General features: G+C 52.7%; 21 protein-coding genes. 10 read left to right on the top strand and 11 right to left on the bottom strand.

The genetic code is table 11. The annotated features are described in order from the left end of the window. Positions 1-4 precede the first annotated feature (4 nt). The gene (locus K355_RS0121310; protein ID WP_022734201.1) at positions 5-1,417 is read left to right on the top strand and encodes an FAD-binding oxidoreductase; all 1,413 of its coding nucleotides are present in this window, start codon (positions 5-7) and stop codon (positions 1,415-1,417) included. A gap of 33 nt (positions 1,418-1,450) precedes the next feature. Continuing rightward, complete coding sequence (locus tag K355_RS0121305; protein WP_022734200.1) at positions 1,451-2,200, top strand: DUF4336 domain-containing protein; 750 nt, start codon at positions 1,451-1,453, stop codon at positions 2,198-2,200. 41 nt (positions 2,201-2,241) lie between these two features. Here the strand turns inward: K355_RS0121305 and K355_RS0121300 are convergent, their stop codons facing one another. From K355_RS0121300 to K355_RS0121280, 5 genes are all read right to left on the bottom strand, one after another. Beyond that, on the bottom strand, positions 2,242-3,153 hold the full coding sequence (locus K355_RS0121300) for a DMT family transporter (protein ID WP_028791842.1): 912 nt from the start codon (positions 3,151-3,153) through the stop codon (positions 2,242-2,244). Between the two features lie 144 nt (positions 3,154-3,297). Beyond that, positions 3,298-4,152 (bottom strand): 5'-nucleotidase, lipoprotein e(P4) family, encoded by an 855-nt coding sequence (locus K355_RS0121295; protein ID WP_028791841.1) that lies wholly within the window; start codon positions 4,150-4,152, stop codon positions 3,298-3,300. A gap of 169 nt (positions 4,153-4,321) precedes the next feature. Then, positions 4,322-4,636 carry an acylphosphatase gene (locus K355_RS0121290; RefSeq protein WP_022734197.1) on the bottom strand — a complete coding sequence of 105 codons (315 nt, stop codon included), beginning with the start codon at positions 4,634-4,636 and terminating at the stop codon, positions 4,322-4,324. A gap of 49 nt (positions 4,637-4,685) precedes the next feature. Then, positions 4,686-5,069: a DUF1244 domain-containing protein gene (locus K355_RS24660; protein ID WP_022734196.1), complete on the bottom strand. Its 384-nt coding sequence runs from the start codon at positions 5,067-5,069 to the stop codon at positions 4,686-4,688. Beyond that, complete coding sequence (locus K355_RS0121280) at positions 5,062-5,796, bottom strand: HAD family hydrolase (RefSeq protein WP_022734195.1); 735 nt, start codon at positions 5,794-5,796, stop codon at positions 5,062-5,064. The genes K355_RS24660 and K355_RS0121280 overlap by 8 nt, the downstream gene beginning before the upstream one ends. Positions 5,797-6,066: 270 nt before the next feature. On the opposite strand from K355_RS0121280, the gene K355_RS0121275 reads away from it, so the two are divergent. Beyond that, positions 6,067-7,821, top strand: coding sequence for a hypothetical protein (locus K355_RS0121275; protein WP_022734194.1), 1,755 nt, complete (start codon positions 6,067-6,069; stop codon positions 7,819-7,821). Positions 7,822-7,848: 27 nt separating this feature from the next. On the opposite strand, the gene accC is transcribed toward K355_RS0121275, so the two are convergent. Together accC and K355_RS0121265 are read right to left on the bottom strand one after the other, a co-directional pair. Further along, entirely contained in the window at positions 7,849-9,849 is a 2,001-nt protein-coding gene (accC, locus tag K355_RS0121270; RefSeq protein WP_022734193.1) for an acetyl-CoA carboxylase biotin carboxylase subunit, read from the bottom strand. A gap of 23 nt (positions 9,850-9,872) precedes the next feature. After that, entirely contained in the window at positions 9,873-11,405 is a 1,533-nt protein-coding gene (locus K355_RS0121265) for an acyl-CoA carboxylase subunit beta (RefSeq protein ID WP_022734192.1), read from the bottom strand. A gap of 363 nt (positions 11,406-11,768) precedes the next feature. On the opposite strand from K355_RS0121265, the gene K355_RS0121260 reads away from it, so the two are divergent. From K355_RS0121260 to K355_RS0121250, 3 genes are all read left to right on the top strand, one after another. After that, positions 11,769-12,752, top strand: coding sequence for an ABC transporter ATP-binding protein (locus K355_RS0121260; protein WP_022734191.1), 984 nt, complete (start codon positions 11,769-11,771; stop codon positions 12,750-12,752). Positions 12,753-12,933: 181 nt separating this feature from the next. Then, complete coding sequence (locus tag K355_RS0121255) at positions 12,934-13,533, top strand: hypothetical protein (RefSeq protein ID WP_022734190.1); 600 nt, start codon at positions 12,934-12,936, stop codon at positions 13,531-13,533. Positions 13,534-13,608: 75 nt separating this feature from the next. Beyond that, positions 13,609-15,912 carry a hypothetical protein gene (locus K355_RS0121250; RefSeq protein WP_022734189.1) on the top strand — a complete coding sequence of 768 codons (2,304 nt, stop codon included), beginning with the start codon at positions 13,609-13,611 and terminating at the stop codon, positions 15,910-15,912. A gap of 42 nt (positions 15,913-15,954) precedes the next feature. On the opposite strand, the gene K355_RS0121245 is transcribed toward K355_RS0121250, so the two are convergent. Then, the gene (locus K355_RS0121245; protein WP_245562988.1) at positions 15,955-16,674 is read right to left on the bottom strand and encodes an ATP12 family chaperone protein; all 720 of its coding nucleotides are present in this window, start codon (positions 16,672-16,674) and stop codon (positions 15,955-15,957) included. 283 nt (positions 16,675-16,957) lie between these two features. Between K355_RS0121245 and K355_RS0121240 the strand changes: the two genes are divergently transcribed. The 3 genes from K355_RS0121240 (at position 16,958) to K355_RS0121230 (ending at position 19,669) form a co-directional block, all read left to right on the top strand. Continuing rightward, positions 16,958-17,992: an ABC transporter substrate-binding protein gene (locus tag K355_RS0121240; protein ID WP_022734187.1), complete on the top strand. Its 1,035-nt coding sequence runs from the start codon at positions 16,958-16,960 to the stop codon at positions 17,990-17,992. Between the two features lie 94 nt (positions 17,993-18,086). Further along, positions 18,087-18,881 carry an ABC transporter ATP-binding protein gene (locus K355_RS0121235; protein ID WP_022734186.1) on the top strand — a complete coding sequence of 265 codons (795 nt, stop codon included), beginning with the start codon at positions 18,087-18,089 and terminating at the stop codon, positions 18,879-18,881. A 17-nt stretch (positions 18,882-18,898) separates the two neighbouring features. Further along, positions 18,899-19,669, top strand: a complete 771-nt coding sequence (locus K355_RS0121230; RefSeq protein WP_022734185.1) for an ABC transporter permease — start codon at positions 18,899-18,901, stop codon at positions 19,667-19,669. A 98-nt stretch (positions 19,670-19,767) separates the two neighbouring features. Here the strand turns inward: K355_RS0121230 and K355_RS0121225 are convergent, their stop codons facing one another. Continuing rightward, a complete protein-coding gene (locus K355_RS0121225; protein WP_022734184.1) occupies positions 19,768-20,592 on the bottom strand; it encodes a dienelactone hydrolase family protein in 825 nt (274 codons plus the stop codon). Between the two features lie 229 nt (positions 20,593-20,821). Between K355_RS0121225 and K355_RS0121220 the strand changes: the two genes are divergently transcribed. Beyond that, positions 20,822-21,436, top strand: coding sequence for an HAD family hydrolase (locus tag K355_RS0121220; RefSeq protein WP_022734183.1), 615 nt, complete (start codon positions 20,822-20,824; stop codon positions 21,434-21,436). A gap of 76 nt (positions 21,437-21,512) precedes the next feature. Here the strand turns inward: K355_RS0121220 and K355_RS0121215 are convergent, their stop codons facing one another. Together K355_RS0121215 and K355_RS0121210 are read right to left on the bottom strand one after the other, a co-directional pair. Continuing rightward, positions 21,513-21,989, bottom strand: a complete 477-nt coding sequence (locus K355_RS0121215) for an SRPBCC domain-containing protein (RefSeq protein ID WP_022734182.1) — start codon at positions 21,987-21,989, stop codon at positions 21,513-21,515. Beyond that, a complete protein-coding gene (locus tag K355_RS0121210; RefSeq protein WP_022734181.1) occupies positions 21,976-22,674 on the bottom strand; it encodes an HAD-IA family hydrolase in 699 nt (232 codons plus the stop codon). Before K355_RS0121210 ends, K355_RS0121215 begins: the two co-directional genes overlap by 14 nt. Between the last annotated feature and the right edge of the window lie 39 nt (positions 22,675-22,713).

The raw sequence follows: 22,713 nt of genomic DNA, 5'->3' as shown, positions 1-22,713 counted from the left end.
CACAATGACCCGCCCGCGCGATGCCGCGATCCTTGAACTCAAAGACCTGCTTGGCCCGAAAGGCTGGAGCATGGAACGTGATGTTCTTGAAACGCACAACCATGAGGCACGCGGCAAATTCGAAGGCCATGCCGATATCATCCTGTTTCCCGCAACCACCGATGAAGTCGCCAAGGCGGTTGCCATCTGTGCCGCGCACGCCATCGCCGTCGTTCCGCAAGGCGGCAATACCGGGCGCTGTGGCGGGGCGGTTGCCGGTCAGGATCAGGTTCTTTTGAACCTGAAACGGATGAACAGGATTGTCGAGCTGGATGCCCGTGATTTCACCGCAACCGTGGAGGCCGGTGCAATCTTGAAATCCATTCAGGATGCGGCCGAGGAACATGATCTTTTATTCCCGCTGAGCTTAGGCGCCGAGGGCAGTTGCCAGATTGGCGGAAATCTTGCGACCAATGCCGGTGGGCTTAATGTTATTCGCTATGGTAATGCGCGTGATCTGGTGCTGGGGCTTGAGGTTGTTTTGCCCGATGGCAGCATCTGGAACGGGTTATCAAAGCTGCGCAAGGACAATAGCGGCTATGACCTGCGCGATCTGTTTATCGGGGCCGAGGGCACGCTGGGTATCATCACCAAGGCGACCTTAAAACTGTTTCCCCGCCCCAAACATATTGCCACTGCGTGGGTTGCGGTGGCATCGCCCGAAGCCGCACTTGATTTGCTGGCACTCGCACGGCGCACGACCGGCGATGCGGTTGCTGCGTTTGAACTGATGTGCGGTTTTGCCCATGACATGTCGGTGACGCATTTGCCCAATCTGACACGCCCGCTTGCCAGCCCGACCGACTGGCATGTTTTGATCGAACTGACGTCATCACGGCCCAAGGATGATCTGCAATCCTTGCTGACCGACCTTTTGGGCGATGCCATGGAAGGCGGGCTTGCGCGTGATGCGACCCTTGCGCAGTCCGATGCGCAACGCAAAAACCTGTGGGCGATCCGCGAAGGCATTCCCGAGGCGCAAGGATTTGAAGGCGGCAGCATCAAGCATGATGTGTCCGTACCAGTGTCCGCGGTGCCCGATCTTCTGACACGTGGTATGGCGGCGGCGCGCGACCTGATACCGGGCATTCGTCCCTGCCCGTTTGGGCACGTCGGGGATGGCAACATTCATTTCAATTTCACCCAGCCGGTGGATATGGAGAAGGCCGACTATCTCGCGCACTGGGAAAGCCTAAACCGCGTCATTCATGACATTGTTTCTGATCTTGGCGGATCGATCAGTGCCGAACACGGCATCGGGCAGCTTAAGCGCGATGAACTGGCTCATTATGCCAGTGCGGAAAAGCTGAAATTGCTGCGTGCGGTTAAGGCCGCAATTGATCCCGACAACCGGCTGAACCCCGGAAAGGTCGTGTAAAGAAAATACCAGTTAGCGGAGGAAAAGAACCCAATGTTTTCTGTTGAGACCTATGCCCCGCTTGATACGCTTAAACCCGTTGGCGACAATATCTGGATCGTCGATGGTCCGGTGATCGGGTTTCAGTATCTGGGCATGAAACTTCCGTTTTCGACCCGGATGACGGTCGTGCGGCTGGCAAACAACAAACTGTTTATTCACTCCCCCATTCGGCTGAGCGATCAGTTAAGGGCAGAAATTGACGCGCTTGGCGATGTCCGTTTTCTGATTGCGCCAAACACCATTCATTATGCCGGGGTCCCCGATTGGCAAAAGGCATATCCAAATGCCAAGGCATTCTGTGCCCCCGGTGTGGCCAAACGCGCAAAATCCGTCGGGCTTGACGTGCAATTTGACGGTGAACTTGCCGATACGCCAGAACCCGAATGGCAAGATGACACCAAACAGATTCTTGTCCGTGGTGGATATCTCAACGAAGCGGTGTTTTTCCATACCGCATCCGAGACCCTGATCCTGACCGATCTGATCGAGAATTTTGAACCCGATAAAATCAAAAGCCCGATCTGGCGGTTTTTCATTCGACTGTTTGGCACCATGGATCCGCATGGCTCGGCTCCACGCGACATGCGGGCGACCTTTATCGGGCATAAAGACAACCTGCGAAAATGCGTTCAAACCATGATCGATTGGAACCCGACACGTGTCATTTTGGCCCACGGACGGTGGTATGACACAAATGCGGTTTCTGAACTCAAACGTGCCTTTCGCTGGGTTCTTAAATAGCAAAACACCAAAGCCCGACAGGTTACCGTAATTGTCTCGGGTCAGGACCTGAGTGAGATTATGCCCGCAACGATAATCATCATGATGCCGGCGAGTGACAGCGCATCGGGCGTTTCGGCAAAGAACAAAACGCCCCAAATGAATGAAAACCCGACATAGGCAAAATCAAAGGTGCCGATCATTGGCGATGGCCCGTTTTGATAGGCAATCGCCGCCCCGATGCTGCCAATCAGGATCGAGGCCGCCAGCATCGCCATTATGCCAAAGTCCGAAAACGTCATCGCACTCCACGGGGCAAGCAGAAAGCCATCTCGCACCTCATCAGAAAGTATGCTGATCAGGGCGGCGGCCACACCGCCGACCGCCACAAAGGCACAGTTTAGCGCAAGGGAAAGCTTGATCGGATGTTCCGCCCGGCATTTGGTCCGGGTCAGGATCATCGCAACGGCATAGAGCATGGCCGACAGTAACGGCAGCAAGGCATAGCCGTTAAAACTCCCGGCATCCGGCCGCAAGATCAAAATCACCCCGGCAAACCCCAAAATGACAGCAAGCCAGCCCTTTTTGCTGATTGTGCTTTGGGTGATGGCGGCGGTAAACAGGGTGATAAAGATCGGCAGCGTGTAATAGGTCGCAGCAGCGACAGACAGGGTCAGATGCGGCAGCGAAAGGTAATAACTGATCCACATCACGACCAGCAAAAGACTGCGCAAGATGGTCCAGCCCACCGCATCCCCAAGGCGCAAGGATGCAGGCGACCGGATCACCAGATAGCCCACAAGAAACGGGATTGCGATGGCCGAGCGGATGACAAAAATCTGCCAGATCACAAAGGTGCTGCTTGATTGCTTGATCAGCGCATCGCCCAATGACAGAGCGAAAACCGTAAAAATGATCGTTCCCACGGCAAGCGGAATACGGTCACGATAATCGGGGACAGGTGAGCTTTTCATGGCATCCAGCATAAAGCGCGGTTCGCGTAAGGCGATAAAACCCTATCACCCTTGCTACCCAAAAATGAACCCCGCATATCGGCAAACAAAAAGGGCGCCCGGACCATCGGACGCCCCAGATATCATAAGTTCTAAGCCGCTGGCTTATTCAGCCGGGCCCGCCCATGGGGCCATGCTGTTAAGCTTGTCCTGACGACGCTCATCGCCCGACTTGCCCCAATCGCCACCAAAGGCAGCCGATTCCCATGAACCGTAGCTTGGGTTTGGCAGCATGAACCAGCGTTCGCCCCAGTAATCCCCATATTTGGCCATGACATCAAGGCGCTCATCAAGCGTGCCATCAATGTCATCGGTGAAATCACCAAAGTTATCACCAAACATCATGATCACACGGTAATCGTCGGCAACTGCCTTACGACGAGGTTCTTTGGCCGAGCCCCATGTTTCGATTTCACCGCGCAGCATGACGTGCTTTTCATCAGCGAACGGGAAGCCGTATTTTTTCAGGTTATCAATCGTCGAGGCTTCTTCCGGGGCTTTACGGTTGGACACGTAAAACACTTCAACGCCCTTGGCTGCCGCCGCCTTGGTGAATTCAAGCGCACCCGGTGTCGGGGTGGATACCATGTCATGGACGAATGCCGCCCAGGTTTTGGAGCTGTAATGAGTGCCTTCGGTGACCACCCATGCCTGATACGCCGAATTATCAAGAACCGTTTCATCAACATCCAAAATCACAGCCGGTTTTTTGGCCATGAAATTGCCGTCCTGCTCAAGGGCGGCGGTCCAGCTGTGATCGCCAATCGCGGCCGGCAGAAGACGGGTCGCCCCAGCGTAAACAGACATTGCCGTGGTTTTATATTCAACCGATGTCTGAAGCCAAAGCGTGCCGTTCAGGCCATCATTCTGGGCCGGTTCCTGCGCACTTGCGCCAAATGCGCAAAACGCACTGGTCGCCATGATGGCGGCAACACCGAAGGATTTTGCAATAAATGTCATTTTAGTCTCCCTGTTGATTTCCCGCCCATTGGAAGCTGACCATACAGACAGGATCTCAGCAGCATGCCATTGCAGTGCGGCAAAGAAAAAGCCTTTTTCCAAAATCACTGGGAAAAAGGCATCTATGACACTTTGATAAAACCGCCACGCGGCAGTTCTCATGCGGGTTTCATGCGGTTGAACGCTTTTCAAACGACGTAAACCCGTCTTCAAGTGCCGGTTCCTCGTGAATACGATCAACCCGCGCATGGGTGGGGCCGTCATGGCAGGCGGCAACCATTGACCGCACTGCCTCAACCGAGCCACAGAATACGGCTTCCACCGTGCCATCGGTGCGATTGCGCACCCAACCGGTCAAGTCGCGCTTTACGGCCTGTTCCACCGTCCAGGCACGATACCAAACGCCCTGTACGCGGCCTTCAATCCGGGCATGAACGGCGATATTGCCAGAACCGGTTGCAGGATCGGGGCGTGTGTCGGTCATGGGAACGTCGTCTCCCTACTTGCTTATTTGGCGGCGTTATTTGGCGGCCTTATTTTGCACCGGGAATTTTGGCGTGCAGATGGGCGGTATCCTGAAACGTCTGTTTCTGTGCATCGGATGCCGGGGCCTGATGGCTGTCTTTCCATGCGTCATAGGTCATGCCATAGACGACTTCGCGTGCACCATCATAATCCATGGAAACACCCTTTTCGCGCGCCGCCGCCAAATACCATTTTGCCAAACAGTTACGGCAAAAACCGGCCAAGTTCATCAGATCAATGTTTTGAACATCCTTGCGGTCCTGAAGATGCGTCACAAGCCCGCGAAAGGCGGCCGCTTCGAGTTCAAGCTTGGTCTGCGGATCAAGGTCGGCCGCCGGACCATTGGCAAGGGAGGCTTCTGTTGACATTTCCGAGCCTGCGCAATCAGACATTCTCCATACTCCCGGCTTTGCTGTGCTGTTCAAGTTTGGCGATCACATCAGGAACATCGGCAATGGTTTCGACCGTGACAAACTGGTCGTTGTCGATTTCGGTCTGATCGACCATTTCATGCACCCATGTGATTTCATAAGGGATGTGGATCGCAGCCCCGCCCGACGCAAGGACCGGCAGGATATCGGATTTCATCGAGTTGCCGATCATCACAGATTCTTGTGGCTCGACACCATAACGGCCAAAAATGTTGCGATAGGTCAACGGGTCTTTTTCCGAAACGATCTCAATCCCGTCAAACAGGTCTTCAAACCCGGACCGGTCGATCTTAAGCTGCTGGGCGATCAGATCGCCCTTGGTGATCAGAACCACCTTGTAATCGGGTTTGCTGGCATAGTGTTTCAGCACGGTCTCGGCCCCGTCAATAATCCGGGTGGGCGCACGCAGCATCGATTTGCCGATTTCGGCCAGCCTGTGAATGTCTTCGGCGCTGATCTTGCGATCTGAAAGCTCAATCGCGGTTTCAATCATCGACAGGGTAAACCCGGTCACGCCATAGCCATAGATCGAAAGATTGGCCAGTTCGGCCTGATACAGGCGATCATCAACCTGATCGGCGGGCACGTAATGACCAAGCATCTCACGCAGTTCGATATGGGCTTGACGAAAAAGCGGCTCGTTGTGCCACAGGGTATCATCGCCGTCAAAAGCAATCAGTTTATACATAGGGACGCCTCGTTTCTTGTTATTGGATGGCAAGCATATATAGGGGTTCAGCCTCGATTTGCGACCATATGGTACGGCCAATCGTGGGTAAAGCCCCGTTTTCTGTATTTAATATGCGTGAAACGGGTCGGAAAGAGAACCATGACCAAATCTTTTTCTGAACACAAAACTCACCACCCACCTCTTAAAATTGCAAAATCCCGCACTATATGCGACCATACTTATTTACACGTCTAAATTCCTCATTCTCATAGAAGAGATCAAATAACGATGAAGCACCAAGAAATACAAAAATGGAAATCAGATGAACTAAAAAAAGAAATAACATTCTTCTATCAACGTCTAGACGAGCTTTTATTTGACTACACCCTAGATAGTTACAAACCACGGATGATGAACCCTCCATTCCTCGCCCAAGAGCTAATTAATGCAATTGATGACACTGAAAACGGGACGATCAACGAAAAAAACATTGATCACATTATAGATGAGACAAGACTATTTGTTGAAAATGATGAGATCGCAAGGGAACTACTACCAATTAGGTTCGATAGAATTTTCCCTGAGAACGAAAAAAATAAAAAAATCGAAAACATAAAAGTTAAATCACAAATATTTCATAAGTCTGTCAGAAATGACTTATACAAAGAAAAATGCTGCGATCTAATTATATCATCCATCACAGACGGTGACCTTACAAAAATAGATAGATACACATCTCTTTTCGTAACAAGTGTAATTGGCTCCGGATATAGCAAGCAACACGTATATAACGCAACTTCCGACTTCTTCAATACTGAGAACATTGATGGAATATCCAGTATAAAAAGATATTTATCTTTATTTAACGGAAAACGTTATCGGTACACATGCTTTATAAACGTAAACAACATAGCAGATCACATTCCATCTCAGCTTTCGCTATTTGACGCTGAAATTATAGATGACCTTCCCGACGTTCTCAAAAATGACGAGACAGCAAAGAAGATATTAAAAATCACAAGAAAAGATAAAATAATAAAGATGACTGACATTAACGCTTTTGACATATTCAAAGCGAAAGAAATATCCGAAGGTATACTTCGCGCGATATCAGACCTTTACTCAGTTTTTCATCACAAGAATAAAATCAGATGGAATCAAGAGAAAGCCGTTATAATTGATGAAGATGAAAATGTATACATAGCCAATAAAGAGACCAATGTTATTTTTCGAGGGAGAGATATGCTTCCATCTCGAGCGGCCAAAGAATTTGATAGGTTACTCAGTAGCTTTTCTCTTATCGGCAGAAAAAGCGCAATTAAGACGTTCCGGGGAATTGTTTCCCTCCATGGCATTTCTCTACTAACAGACAATCCACAAAACCAATTGCTAAACCTTTGGATTGCTCTCGAAACGGTGTGCCCCGGAAATGACCAGAAAGCCAAAATTGCATCGATCTCCGAAGGGGTTGGTTCAATCCTGTTCATCAAGTATCTAAAGAAGTTAGTCTCCAACCATGCCAAGGATATTAATCGATATAAATCCTCAATACTTAAAAAATATGCCAAGAATGATGGATTAGACATCGTTCACTCGTGCTTCAACACATTGGCTTTGAGCAAACATGACGCTCGAAGAGCGGAACTTCAAACATCCATCTCTGGATACCCTCTTCTAGAATTTAGAACACAACAATTACGAAACATTCTATCATCGAAAAAAAATGCCCTCAGAGCAATAGAGAGTCACATAAGACGAGTAGAGTGGCAAATCAGACGCACCTATCGAACACGCAATATTATTGTGCACTCTGGGCAGCGAATCACAAACATTGATCAACTTGTCGAAAACACTCACGCTTACATAGACAACATTCTAGAAACCACTATGGAACTGTCTTGTGGAAATCTGAACTTTGATGATTTTGATCAAGTATTCGAATATTGCCGCCAACAACAGCTTGAGTTGCAATGCATGCTAAACCAAGACGGTCATATTTCTGAGTCGGACGTAAGTTTCATTCTGAGTATTGAGAGGCGCTAACCCCTCTCAACTCAACAAAACACGGTCCTATTCGTTTTTTTCAAACTCAATAATAATCGCATCAACTGACAGGTTTGCGCCCTGCTCGGCGTGGATTTTTTTGACCACACCTTTGCTTTCGGCCTTCAGCACATTTTCCATTTTCATGGCTTCGAGGATGCAAAGCTCTGTGCCCGGCTGGACTGTCTGACCTTCTTCGACCGATACCTTGACCAAAAGGCCCGGCATGGGTGATTGCAGGAAGTTTGACATGTCTGGCGGGGCCTTGAACGGCATCAGTTTTTGAAGTTCCGCCACGCGGGGCAGCATGACCTTGAAACTGCGCTGAATGCCATTGGCCGACAGGCGATAGCCAACGCCTTCAAGATCAATCTGCACACAGACCGGGGTGCCATCGATTTCACCGACAAACATCGCATCGCCGATTTTCCAGTCGGACACAACGCCATAGCTGCGATCGCCAATCGCGACGATGTAATCGCCGTTAACACCATCAAATTCGATATCAAATGCGGTGTGGTCATCGCCCGATACTGCGACCCAGCTTTCGGCAATTTCAAGCGGATGGTCGCTGACCTGTCCGGTGATCCCGGCGTTGCGTTCGGCAATCCGTTGATTGATGTAGCCCGCAACCACAATCAGGATGGCGGGATCATCATTTGGCAAATCATCGGCCGAGAAGCCATTGGGGTATTCTTCGGCAATGAAGTTGGTGGTGATGTTGCCGTCCTGAAACCGCTTATTGGCCATAACGGCGGCCAGGAACGGGATATTGTGCGAAATGCCGCGAATGTAATAGGCATCAAGGGCGGCGCGCATTTCACCAATGGCGTCATCGCGGGTTTCGCCATATGTCACCAGCTTTGCGACCATCGGGTCGTAAAACATCGAAATTTCGCCGCCCTCAAACACGCCGGTATCAACACGTACCGACGCACTTTCGGCCGGCGGTTGATAGCGTACCAAACGCCCGGTCGACGGCAGGAATTCACGGAAGGGATCCTCGGCATAAATGCGGGTTTCCATCGCCCAGCCGGTAAGCGTCACGTCATCCTGTTTTAAGGTCAGTTCCTGCCCGTCGGCGATTTTGATCATCCACTCGACAAGGTCCTGCCCCGTGACAAGTTCGGTCACCGGATGTTCGACCTGAAGCCGGGTGTTCATTTCCAGAAAGTAGAAATTCTTGTCCTTATCAACAATGAATTCCACCGTCCCGGCCGAGCAATAATCGACCGCGCGTGCCAGTGCCACGGCCTGTTCACCCATGGCCTTACGGGTGGCGGGATCAATAAAGGGTGACGGGGCTTCTTCGACGACCTTTTGATGGCGGCGCTGAATGGAGCATTCGCGTTCGCCCAGATAAATCGCATGCCCGTGTTTGTCGGCCAGCACCTGAATTTCAATGTGGCGGGGTTCTTCGACGAACTTCTCGACAAACACCCGATCATCGCCAAAGGAACTGGCGGCCTCAGACGTTGCGCGTTCGAACCCTTCGCGGCATTCGGCGTCATTGCGCGCAATACGCATGCCTTTGCCACCACCGCCAGCAGACGCCTTTAGCATCACCGGATAGCCGACATCATTGGCGATCTTGACTGCCTCGTCAGTGTCCTTGATGACCCCCATGTATCCGGGCACGGTCGAAACACCGGCATCGGCGGCAATCTTTTTCGATGTGATTTTATCGCCCATGGCGGCAATCGCGCCATTCGGCGGGCCGATGAAGGCGATTTTGGCCGCGTCCAATGCCTTGGCGAAGGCCTGATTCTCCGACAGGAAGCCATAGCCCGGATGAACGGCCTCGGCCCCCGTCGATTTGCAGGCGTCGATGATCTTTTCAATGATCAGATAGGACTGGTTGGACGGGGCCGGTCCGATATTAACCGCCTCGTCGGCCATCTGAACATGCAGGGCATTTTTATCCGCATCGGAATAAACCGCGACGGTTTTAATGCCCATTTTGCGGGCTGATTTGATCACACGGCAGGCAATTTCACCGCGGTTGGCAATCAGGATTTTCTTAAACACTATTTTATCTCCCAATATGACGCTTACAGCGGAATGTTGCCGTGTTTCTTTTCCGGGTTCTTGATGTCCTTGTTGCGCAGCATCGCAAGTGACCGACAGACGCGGCGGCGCGTGCCGTGCGGCATGATGACATCATCAATGAACCCTTTGCGGCCCGCAACAAACGGGTTGGCGAATTTTTCGCGGTATTCTTCGGTGCGGGCTTCGATCTTGGCCGGATCGTTCATATCCGCCCGGAAGATAATTTCCACCGCGCCCTTTGGCCCCATGACGGCGATTTCAGCGGTCGGCCAGGCATAGTTGACATCGCCGCGCAGGTGCTTGGACGCCATCACGTCATAGGCCCCGCCGTATGCCTTGCGCGTGATCACGGTGACCTTGGGCACGGTGGCCTCGGCATAGGCATAAAGCAGTTTGGCGCCATGTTTGATGATGCCGCCATATTCCTGTGCGGTGCCCGGCATGAAGCCCGGAACGTCAACGAATGTGACAATCGGGATGTTATAGGCATCGCAGAACCGCACAAAACGCGCGGCCTTTTTCGAACTGTCGATATCAAGGCAACCCGCCAGCACCATTGGCTGATTGGCGACCACACCGACCGTACGACCATCCATGCGCGCCATGCCGACGATGATGTTTTTGGCGTAATCGGGCTGAATTTCAAAGAAATCGCCTTCGTCGACGACCTTGGTGATCAGTTCCTTCATGTCATAGGGCATGTTGGGGTTTTCAGGCACCAGCGTATCGAGCGAGAAATCATCGCGTTTGACCGGGTCTTCGCACAGGCGCGCAGGCGGATCTTCCTTGTTGCACAGCGGCAGGAAGTCCATGAAACGCCGGGTTTGCAAAAGCAAATCCACATCATTGTCAAACGCCAGATCGGCCACGCCCGACACGCTTGTGTGGGTGGATGCGCCGCCAAGCTGTTCATGGGTGACTTCTTCGTGGGTAACGGTTTTGACCACATCTGGGCCCGTCACGAACATGTATGAACTGTCCTTGACCATGAAAATAAAGTCGGTCATCGCCGGGCTATAGACAGCCCCACCCGCACACGGCCCCATGATCAGGGAGATTTGCGGGATAACGCCGGATGCCTCGACATTGCGTTGAAACACATCAGCATAGCCCGCTAAGCTTTCGACACCTTCCTGAATACGCGCCCCGCCGGAATCATTGATCCCGATCACGGGTGCGCCGACCTTCATGGCCTGATCCATGATCTTGCCGATTTTACGCGCATGTGCACCGGAAAGCGCACCGCCAAACACGGTGAAATCCTGTGAAAAGACAAATACCAAGCGGCCATTGATCGTGCCGTGGCCGGTGACGACACCATCACCGGGAATGCGGTTTTCGGTCATGCCGAAATCCACGCAATCATGTTCGACAAACATGTCCCATTCCTCGAACGAGCCGGGATCAAGCAGCACATCAATCCGCTCACGCGCGGTGAGCTTGCCTTTGGCATGCTGATTATCGATCCGGCGCTGCCCACCACCCATGGCGGCCTCGGCGCGTTTTGCTTCGAGTTTGGTGATAATATCTTGCATTCTGCGTGATCCTTGCTGTGGGCGGCCCAATGGCGCACAGGCCCGTCATCCGCTTAACCTTAAGAATGAAATAGCATTATTCGGTACTGGAATGCCAATTATTTCTGGTAGTTTTGCTTTGTGGTAAAATATACCGCAACCACCTGATTTCCCTAACGTCATTGTGATATGCCTGTTTTCTGTGGACTAAAGTCTAGGCCACGTGAAAACGGATGGAAACCACCCCCGACAGCCACAAACGCAATGTGCTGCGTGCTCACTGTCTTATTCTGTTGCGCAATCAATGCTATCACTCATGCAAAGAATAATGTGTGATACGTCGCGACATGAGCCCCCCGTTAACGTTAAGTGACCAGAAATTTGATGTTTAAAATCAAGCCCCGCACCACAGAACCAACTGGCGACGATACGCCTGCCTCATCACTTTGGCGTTATATCTGGCGCATGAGTGGATGGCATCAGGTTGCGGTGTGCAGCCTTGCGGTTCTTGTTGCCATTTTGGGGATCGCCCCGCTCGAGCTCCAGCGCCGACTTGTCGATGACGCGATCAGCAAACAAAACCTCGACCTGCTTGTGACGTTGGCATCGATTTATGGGGCGATCATTATCTTGCAAGGCGTGATCAAGCTTGGGCTGCGCATGTATGAAGGGTGGCTGAGTGAAAGTGCGATCGCACATAACCGCCGCCATTTGACCCGCCTTTATGCCGAAGACCAAACTGGTCACCATGACCCCGACGATAAAAACGCCAACAACAACGGGCGCGCGGTATCGATCATTGGCGGCGAGATTGAAAAGCTGGGCGGGTTTGTGGGCGACGGGCTGTCCCAACCGATTGTCAACAGCGGCATGCTGATCTTCGGGCTTGGCTATATGCTCAGCGTCGAGCCGATTGTCGGCCTGATCGGGGTGATCGCCCTGATCCCGCAGGTCGCGCTTGTCCCGGTTATTCAAAAACGGATCAATGCGCTGATTGAAGAACGTGTGACCAAAATGCGCGATGTCAGCGATGAGTTATCGCAACTGGCACCGGGTAAGAAAAACACCCAGACGGTCGAAGAAATCAATGACGGCGTTTTGCGCCTGTTTGATAACCGCATGAAGCTGTTTTTACTGAAATTCGGGATGAAGGCCCTGATCAATTTCCTCAATGCGCTGGCCCCGATCTGTGTGCTGGTGGGCGGCGGCTATCTGGTTATTCAGGGGGAAACATCGGTGGGTATCATTGTCGCCTTTATTTCCGGCTTTGACCGCATGTCATCGCCGATGCGCGAATTGCTGTCCTATTACCGGGTGGCGTCACAGGCCGCTGTCCAGCACAGGCTGATTGCCAAATGGATGAGCTAGACTCCTCATTCAAACAGTCGCGCATCGACCTGCTTACACCAAAACACGTCACAAACCCGCCTTTGTGACGTCCTTTCTTTCAGAACAGATTGAAACGCTTTTGCACGTCTTGTGAGCACGCAGCAAAGCTGTGGCTCCTCGCCGGGGAAAAGTGTTTTGGCACCTGGTGAAAGGCAGACAGATGGCGCTTGATCCCTCCCTTCTTTCGGGCCTGCAAACAGCGCAGAAGGGCATTGTCCTTGTGATCCGCGATTTGCAGAAACGCCCCGATTACAGCAAACAGCCCGATTTCAAAACCTATGTGACGCGGTTTAATGCCTATAATCAGGCCCTGCTGAATGCGCTGGCGCAAAGCACGCTTTCAAGCGACATGCGTGAAGCCCTGGTCACCCAGTCCAAGAACGATGTCCTGCCCGACATCGAAAAGCTGATCGATGACAATATCGCCCAATCGCAAATGGGACAGCTCAACACCAACCAAACCATTCCGGCCTCTCTGGCACTTGAACAGAACAAAACCCTTTCTGCCGAACAAGCCGATATTCAGTCCCTGAACGCGCTTCTGAGTGTGGACGACACCACGGACACAAAGCCGGAACAGCCCAACACACAGCCAAGCAGCAACGAGGGTTCACCAGAACCCCAAACGCGCCCAGACGACACAACAGAAACGCCCCCACCCCGGCCGTATGCGCCGGAAATCATCCCCGAGACTGAGGTTATTGCGCGCTTTTCCGAATGGGCACGCAGTCTGGGCGGCGAAGATACCGATGCCGCGTGACGGCGGCGTGCCCCCTATACGACAGCACTGACCGCACCCACAGCACAGCCCCCTTTTTGCCAAAGGAACGCACCGATGCCAAATTTAGATCCCGCCAGCCCAGACTTCTACGATCTCGTCATCGTCGGGCGCGGCTATAGCGCATCGACCTATCTGTTCACCGCCGATCTGAGCTGGTGCCAGAAAATCCTGATCATTGCCGGGCCGGATGCATGGGAGCATGTGGTGCGCGGGGATGGCATCGTCAATCATGCCAATTACATCTATGCGCGCGACAATCCCAGCGCACGTATCAATCCCGCCCCCGAAGCACCCGAGGGCAACAAGACCACCCTTAAGGATGAAAACGCTGCGATCATTGCCAAGGCAATAACCTGGCTGCAAGACCAACACGTTGCCATCACCCAAGATGCCGGGATTGCAACAGGAATTGATAAAAAAGACTACATTGCAGAGGCAGACATCCAACGCGGCCAACCCGCCACGATCAAGGGGACGACAAAATACCCGTTTGATGTCAAGAGAGACAGCAGCCTTCCCATTTACGAAATCACATACAACAAATGGGAAAATTTACCCGCGAATGAAGATTGGGACGTTGGCAACATCACCCCAAGCACGGCGAAGGCCCTGAAAGTCGTTTATTGCGGCGGTGCAGGCCCGCATATCGACTATTACAATAATGGGAAATTCAACAAAGCCACCTTCATGGATCTCGATAGCTTCATGCGCAGTGACATTGTCCCTACGCAAGACGGAAACAATAAGGTCGCGCTTCTTGGTCCCAATGCCGGTGTGGATGCCGCCGTCAAAGCCATCAGTAAGGGCTTTGATCTCTATTGGCTGATTTCCGGCCCGCAGGACAGCAATCCGGCATGGCTTTCAACCAAGCACTACACGACCAAACGTAATCCTGATGATCCAAAAACGGGGCAAGATGCCATTGATGATGCAAACGGCTGCATTGTAAATTACCCGAAAAGTGGCCGTCCATCCTTTGTCGGCACGGCGGTTCCAAACGATGCGAACGCCCCTAAAAATGCCCCATACACCATATCGTTTGCTCAAAATGAGGTCTTCAAACGCAGCGACGAGGATACAACATTCACCAATATTGAAGTGGGATATGTCGTCTATGCTACCGGCCAGAATCCGGAAAAGGATGAAAAATCCGGCCCGAACAACATCGTCTCACGCATTGGCCCCGCCAAGGTGCTTGAGACTATTTTGGCAATGGAAAAACTCACACCGATCTATGACACCAACCAGCGTTTCGGTGGCTGGCATGAAACGGCCCTTGGCCTGAAAGACAAGGACCACAGCCCCTATACCGGACTGGAAGTCTTTGGTGCGGCGGCACTCGCCCTTGCCAATTTCAAGGGCGGAAGCAAGGTCAAACAGGCTTTCTTTGAAAGTGCCGGTTTTTATACCAACGCCCTTGATACCAGCATCCAGCCCGGTGCGAACATAGGCGACAGCCTTAAAGCCATCCAAAACAGCAGTTGGAACGACAGTGCCAATACAACGCGTCTGTATGATTACTTCAACACGCAAGACAGCATTCCGACCGTCAACACGTCCATGACCGCGATTTTGCCGCGCCTCTATCTGCAAACGCTTCTTGCTGCTGATCAGCTTGGCGTTGTCAAAAGCCAGATCGAGGCGGCGACCGGGTTCGGGCTGATTGCCGCGTCAACCGACACCCACGAATGGATCGTCAAGGCATCCGCCGTGCAGCAGGCCACCGAGCAGATAAAGCAGGCAATAAAGAACTTACCCAATCCGGCCACTGCCGAGAATCTTGGGCCTTTGAAAGAGGCGGTCGGGAACTACAATACTGCGGTACAAAATTTTGGCGCTGCAGATGAACCTGTGAATGAGGCAGCAGTGGCATATGTCGCACTCTTGTCACAAGAAGATCGTGATGAGTTGCAAGCCGAAGATTTCAGGACAGATCGTTTTGCAATTAACATAAACCAGTCTGGTTACACTCTTTTTTGCGCAGTCGAGCAGCTTAGCGCCTCGGATGACAACTATCTCAATCTGCAAATTCAACAAGACGTTATTAAAAAGATGCCTGCTGCCCAGAGGCAACTGACCAATCTACAAGCAGTCTTTCAAACGCCGACAGCCGATGGCATCCAATCTGCGATCAATTTCAACAGCATGGACAGAACGCAGCTTGCGGTTCTTTTGGCAGCAAAATACCCGGCAATCCTTGCGCCTGATTGGCGGCCAATCACGGCACAGATCCTTGAAGGTCGCAGGTTCTCGCCGTGGGGCTACACACCAGAACAGGTCACCGAAATCGAAACATGGCTCGGTAATGTCAACAAAGGCACGAAATCGGCAAATGAGTTTCCCGACCTTATGGCGTGACGCGCAGCAAAGTCGCAATAAGGCCGCAGGCTCCTAATGCCCTTAGCGGGCCATCAGCAGTTCAAGATACCGTCCGGTGGCGAGAATTTCGGCACGGTGGCGATCGCGGCGCTCGACCGCTTCGGCGTCATCGCCCCATTGTTCAATCGAATATTCCTCATCCAGCAATGCACATTCGGATGCTTGCTGGGCACTGATGCGGCCATGCATCACGGCAAGGCCGATAATGACGGAACCCGATACGGTCGTCAGGTTGTGCAATGCCGTCAGGTAATAATCATCAAACCCGTCAATCAGGCTTTGAATGCCTGCCAGTGCATCCTCGTTTTGGCTGACCGGCATGACGCCCTCGGTCACGACCAGCTCAATACCAAGTTCCTGTGCCACCCAATCAAGCAGCGGCTGCCACGCTTTGGCTTGCCGTTCGATCAGGTCTTCGGGGAATGCCGCGCGATAACACAACAGGTCGGACCGACCATACCCGGTCAGTTCCGCCACCACGGTTGGGCGGTTGGGCCGAACGCGGTCAATGGCAGTTGCCGCACGCTGCATGATCGGCATGGTATGGGGCAGGATTTTTTCGCCCTGCGCATCCCATTCGGCAGCAATTTCACGTGCCAGCACCTCGGACGGCAGCAGGAAGTCTGCCTTGGCCGGTGTTTTCACCGAGCGTCCGTCAAGCTGCACACGCCATCCCGCACCGCTGTCATCAACAGCAGCATCGGCCTTTTTATAGAAGCGACTGATCGTTTGTGTAACCATGATCGCCATATGCCTAAAAGCAGAGTTCGGCGCAAGGGGTTTCAGACGGTTTTACGTCATCAGAACGCCATTTAGGCGATTATCAAAAATTTCTGTATAATTTTTGATCAATTTACCCCATTGACCAAATAGTAAACATCCCTACTCTGCGACGTGAATATGACAAAAGCGCGAAAATGCGCGACAATAATGGACATGGCATGTGCCTTGCTGTGTCGTCAGGGGATTATTTCGGTTGCAGGGCTGATAATAACAGTCCGAAATCAGGAGAGGCTTCATTCGTATGACAAAATTCACAACCCGATTTTTTAGCGCCGCACTTGGCGCATCACTAAGCGCTGCCATTGCCTTTGGCGCAACGTCGGCCAAGGCCGAGATGGACCTTAAATTTTCACTCGACTGGAAATATGAAGGTCCGGCTGCCCCTTATATTCTGGCCAAAAAGAACGGCTATTACGCCGACGAAGGGCTTGATGTCACGATTGACTCGGGCAACGGTTCGGTCGGTGCGATCACACGGGTTGCCAGTGGCGCCTATGACGTATCACTGGCCGATATCAATTCGCTGGTTGAATTTAACGCCACCAACCCGGACCGCGCCATGAAGTCGATCTTCATGGTGTATGACCGTCCGCCGTTTGCGTTGTTCATGCTTAAGAAATCGGGCATCACCAAACCCGAAGACCTGATTGGCAAGACGCTTGGCGCGCCGGTGTTTGACGCATCGCGCAAACTTTACCCGGCCTTTGCATCGGCAACCGGACTTGATGTCGATGCTGTCAAATGGGAAAGCATGGACCCGCCGCTTCGTGAACCAATGCTGGTGCGCGGCGATGTGGATGCGATTACCGGTCACTATTTCACATCCATCCTGAACCTGCAGGCACAAGGCATTGGCAAAGAAGACCTGACCGTTTTCCAATACAAGGATTTCGGCATGGACTTTTATGGCAACGGCCTTCTGGCGTCGCCGGAAATGATGGAAAAGCATCCTGAAGAACTGCGCGGCTTCCTGCGTGCTGTTGTCAAAGGCTGGCGTGCGGCGATTGAAGACCCGGCATCGGCCATCGCCGCCCTTAAGGAAGTCGATCCACTGATTGACCCGGCTCTTGAGCTACAGCGCCTTCAGATGGCGATTGACGAAAACGTGGTCACCCCGGACAGCTTGGAAAACGGTATGGGCATGGTCAAAACCGACCGTATGGCCAAGGCGATTGATCAGGTTGCACTGGCCTTTGGCTTTGAGAACAAGCCGACGGTTGGCGATGTCTTTACCGATGTCTTTATGCCCGGCGAAGCAGACCGCCAGATCAAGTAATCAACACAGACATCCGGGGCAGGTTATCCTGCCCCGGCATGCAATGATCGCGCCCATAACACATAACAAAAAACAATCCGGACAAGCAGGGGGAATGACTGCCGTGTCTAAAAGCTTTGTCGAACTCAACAACGTCACGATGCGCTATAGCGAAGGCGACGAACTCGCCCTCGACACCACCAACATGAAGATCAACAAGGGCGAGTTTGTCGCGGTTGTTGGCCCGTCGGGGTGTGGCAAATCATCCTTGCTGAAACTTGTGTCAGGCCTGATGCCGCCGACCGATGGCATTGTGCTTGTTGATAATAAGGAAGTTTCCGGGCCGCTTAAAATTGTCGGCATGGCGTTTCAGAACCCGACCCTTTTGCCGTGGCGGACCACGCTTGATAACGTTTTGCTGCCGATGGAAATCGTCAAGCCGCACCGTAACCGCCTGCGCAAACATCGCGCCGAATACGAAGACCGCGCGCGCAAGCTTCTGGCCAGTGTCGGGCTTGAAGGACATGAAGACAAATTTCCGTGGGAATTGTCAGGTGGCATGCAGCAACGTGCGTCACTCTGCCGGTCCTTGATCCATGAACCCGATCTTTTGATGCTTGATGAACCGTTTGGCGCGCTGGATGCCTTTACCCGCGAAGAACTGTGGGACATTTTGCAGAACCTTTGGATGGTGCGCCCGTTCACGGTTATTCTGGTGACCCATGATCTGCGCGAAGCATCCTATCTGGCCGATACCATTTATGTGATGTCCAAACGTCCGGGTAAAATCATCGTTGCACGGGAAAACCCCCTACCCCGGCCGCGTGATCAGGAAGTCACCTTTACCCAGCCTTTCACCGATCTTGTCCACGAATTACGCAGTCACATCCGTGACGTGCGCGCAGCATAGAAAGGCGGGCAGATGTCATGAACAAGAAACTCAACCTGCGCAAAGCCTCCCCCTGGCTCAGTGCCATCGGCCTGTTTGTTTTGTGGGAACTGATCGTTCGCATTTTCAACATCCCGCCCTATGTGCTGCCTACCCCGTCCGAAAGCATCATTGTCGGCTGGCAATTCCATGAAGCGATCTGGATGCATGCGACCCACACGCTTTATACAACACTGGTGGGCTTTGCCATTGCCGTGGTGTTTGGCGTGGTGCTTGGCGCACTCGTGGGATCCAGCAGAACGATTTATGACGCGGCGAACCCGCTTCTGGTCGGATTTAATTCGGTGCCAAAGGTGGCGTTGGTGCCCGTTCTGGTCATGTGGTTTGGCATCGGTACGGTGCCGGCCATCATCACCGCATTCATGATTTCGTTCTTCCCGATTGTGGTCAATGTCGCGACCGGGCTTGCCACCCTTGAACCGGAATTGCGCGATGTGTTGCGATCACTCGGCGCAACCCGAAAAGACATTCTGATCAAGGTCGGCTTCCCGCGTGCCATGCCCTATTTCTTTGCCTCGTTGAAGGTTGCGATCACGCTGGCCTTTGTCGGGTCGGTTATTTCCGAAACCGTGGCATCGAACGTTGGTGTTGGTTATTTGATGCTGTCGGCCTCCTCGAAATTCAACATGCCACTGGTGTTTGCCGGGCTTCTGGTGATCGCGGTGATGGGGATTGCGATGTATGAAATCTTTAACGTCATCGAACGCCGGTCAACCAAATGGGCCAACCGCGCCAATCCGACGAATTGATAAAATTTAGGGCCTGAACCCAATCATCAGACAAATATAAAGGCCGGGTTTGACCCGGCCTTTATACGTTATACCATTTGTCGCAAAGCACCCGCTGCCTAGCCCAGATGATAATCAAAGAACGCCTGTGTGCGCGTCCAAGCCAGCTGGGCATCCTCGGCGTCATAGCGCCCGCCCGTTGGATTGGCAAAGGCATGGTCAGCATCATACCAATAGAATTTATACAGCGATTTACCCGCCGTTTCGAGCGACTGTTCAAACCCCTCGACCATTTCCTTGTTGATCGATTTATCAAGCATTCCGAAATGGCCCATCAGCGGAGCGTTCAAGGTCGCAACCTGTTCCGGGGTTTTGTTGACATTGCCGTAATAGATCACCGCCGCATCAACATCTGTGGCAAGCGCGGTATTAAGCGACCAACCACCACCAAAGCACCAACCGACCGAACCAACTTTGCCCGTTGAGTCCTTGTGGTTTTTTAGAAACTCGACCGAGGACTGCAATTTGCGGGTAGCAGCAACCGGGTCCATCCCCGACATCAAGGCACGTGCGCCATCGGGTGTGGTTGCAGGTGGTTCACCGTATAAATCAACCGCAAGCGCGATATAGCCCTGCTTGGCATATTCGGCCGCCACGGCACGAATATGATCATTAAGCCCCCACCATTCATGGATAAGAATGATGGTTGGTGCCGGCAAGGTCGCTGGCATGGCGATTTCGGCCACCATTTTTGCGCCTTCGGGTGTGGTGATGGTGACTTTATCAAGCATGGCCCCTTGCGCGTGGGCCAGAACAGGGTCGGCCAGAACAATCGCAAGCGGCAGGGCAACCGCCCCTTTTAAAAACAATCGACGCTGTTCATCTGTTGCCTTGGGTGGCGGTCCAAGATGTTCGTGTGAGCCACATCCATCAAGCGTACACATATTCAAGCCTCCTTTGATGACAGTTTCTTACGGTGCAATCATTCGCGATGACCGGGGGCATAGGCAAATCACACTCCCGTCATCGGCGCCATAATGTGTTGACCTGCTTTGATACGGACAGTCGGGCACCTTCGATCAATGCAACATTTTCAACAAACTGCCGCTTGCGGTTCGCCCCGTCACCTGATTTAACCTCAGACCATCGAGCCCCCCGCAAGCAGGAGTATCCATGCGCGAAATCGAAACCGTACTGTTTGATCTTGGCGGCGTTCTTGTTGATTGGGACCCGCGCCATTTATATCGCAAGATCTTTGACGATCCGGCAGACATGGAACATTTCCTGAGCGAGATCTGCCATCCGCACTGGAACTTCCTGCATGACAAGGGGGCGCTTAGCTTTGCCAAGTCGATCCCTGACTTGCAACACCGCCATCCCGATCATGCCGATCAGATTGCCGCATGGTGGGATCGTTGGCCGGAAATGCTTAAAGGCCAGATTGACCGCACGGTTCACATCCTTGAGGATTTGAAATCACGCGGCAATGTCCGCCTGTTTGCCCTGACCAACTGGTCGGCGGAAACATGGCCATTTGCGGTCGAACGGTTTGAGTTTCTCAACCACTTCGAAGGTATTTTGGTGTCAGGTCAGGAAAAGCTCGCCAAACCTGATCCGCGGATTTTTGAGCTGACATGCGCGCGGTTCAAACTCAACCCGCGCGAAACCCTGTTTATTGATGACAGCGAAAAGAACATCCAGCAGGCGCGTGAAATGGGCTTTATGACCCATTGGTTTAGTGATCCGGTTAAACTACGCCGCGAAATGATCGAAGAGCGACTTGTTTAAAATTTGCACCCGACATGACAAAGGGCACCTTTAAAAAAAGAGGTGCCCTTTTACGTATCTGGCGCATAGGTCTGTTTTAGCCGCGTTTTTCCCGCAGATACTTGGCAAAGCATTCGCCAAAGGCATATTCCCAGCCCGCAACATATCCCTTGCGCAGGGCCGGTGCGATATCGCCAACGTTATGCCAGTCCTTGTGCTCCAACCGGATCACACAGCGACCAAAATCATTCATGTCAAAGGATACCGCGACACGGGTATAATCCCCGGCATTCCAGCCCGGATGCCAGGTAAAGGCAAGATGTTCGCCCGGCTGCCAGATTTCGACATGACCCCATGAAATGTTTTCACGTCCACGCGCACGTTCGACAATCGCACCGCCAAGACCGGGATGCATATCAACCGCAATGCAGTCCTTCTTGGACAGCGAATGGCTATCGGTTGGCCACCACTGCCCAAATTCGGCGGTGAAGGCCTCAAACGCGTGATCGGGATCAACTGCCACGGTCAGTTCAAAGTTAATCGGTCCGAGTTCCGGGTTTTTAAGCGGCGTCACAATCAATTTCCCAAATACGATCCAGCACGGACGGCAGCTCATCAAAATGGCGGATGACCGCATGTGCGCCCGACGCCGTCAGGGTTTCAATATCATGATAGCCCCATGCAACGCCAATGGCGATCATGCCCGCCGCACGACCCATTTCAATATCATAGCTGGTATCACCGACAATCACCGCATTGGGCGCATCAGCCCCGGCTTCATCAAGGGCCGCCATCAACATTGATGGATGGGGCTTGGACGGATGATTGTCGCAGGTTTGTAAGGTAACAAACCGGCCATCAAGTTCATTGCGCGCCAAGACCGCATCAAGACCGCGTCGGGCCTTGCCGGTGGCAACACCCAACAACCATTGGCGGCGGTCCAGTTCGCTCAGGACCTCGCGCACGCCGGGGAATAGCGGTTCGTGGAAATCAGGTGTCTGACGCAGGGTAAAGAACGCATCCTTGTAGGCCGCCGTCACCGCATCAATCACCTCGTCGGTAACGCGGCGCGGTGCGGCAAGTTTGGCAATGGCTTCTGGCAGGCTCAGACCAATGATGGTGCGGGTATTTTCCAGTCCCGGGCAATCAAGCCCATGCTGGGCAAAGGCATGGTCCATGCAGTGTGCAATCGCATGCTGGCTATCGACCAGAGTCCCATCACAATCAAATACAACAAGTCTAAGCGGGTCATTCGCCATGAGGCATCATCCATCATCATTTTGTATGGCCGCAGACTA

Origin of the sequence: Thalassospira lucentensis MCCC 1A00383 = DSM 14000 (genome assembly GCF_000421265.1) — a bacterium.
In the GTDB taxonomy this organism is placed as follows: domain Bacteria; phylum Pseudomonadota; class Alphaproteobacteria; order Rhodospirillales; family Thalassospiraceae; genus Thalassospira; species Thalassospira lucentensis.
This window is presented reverse-complemented; position numbering and strand designations above follow the sequence as displayed.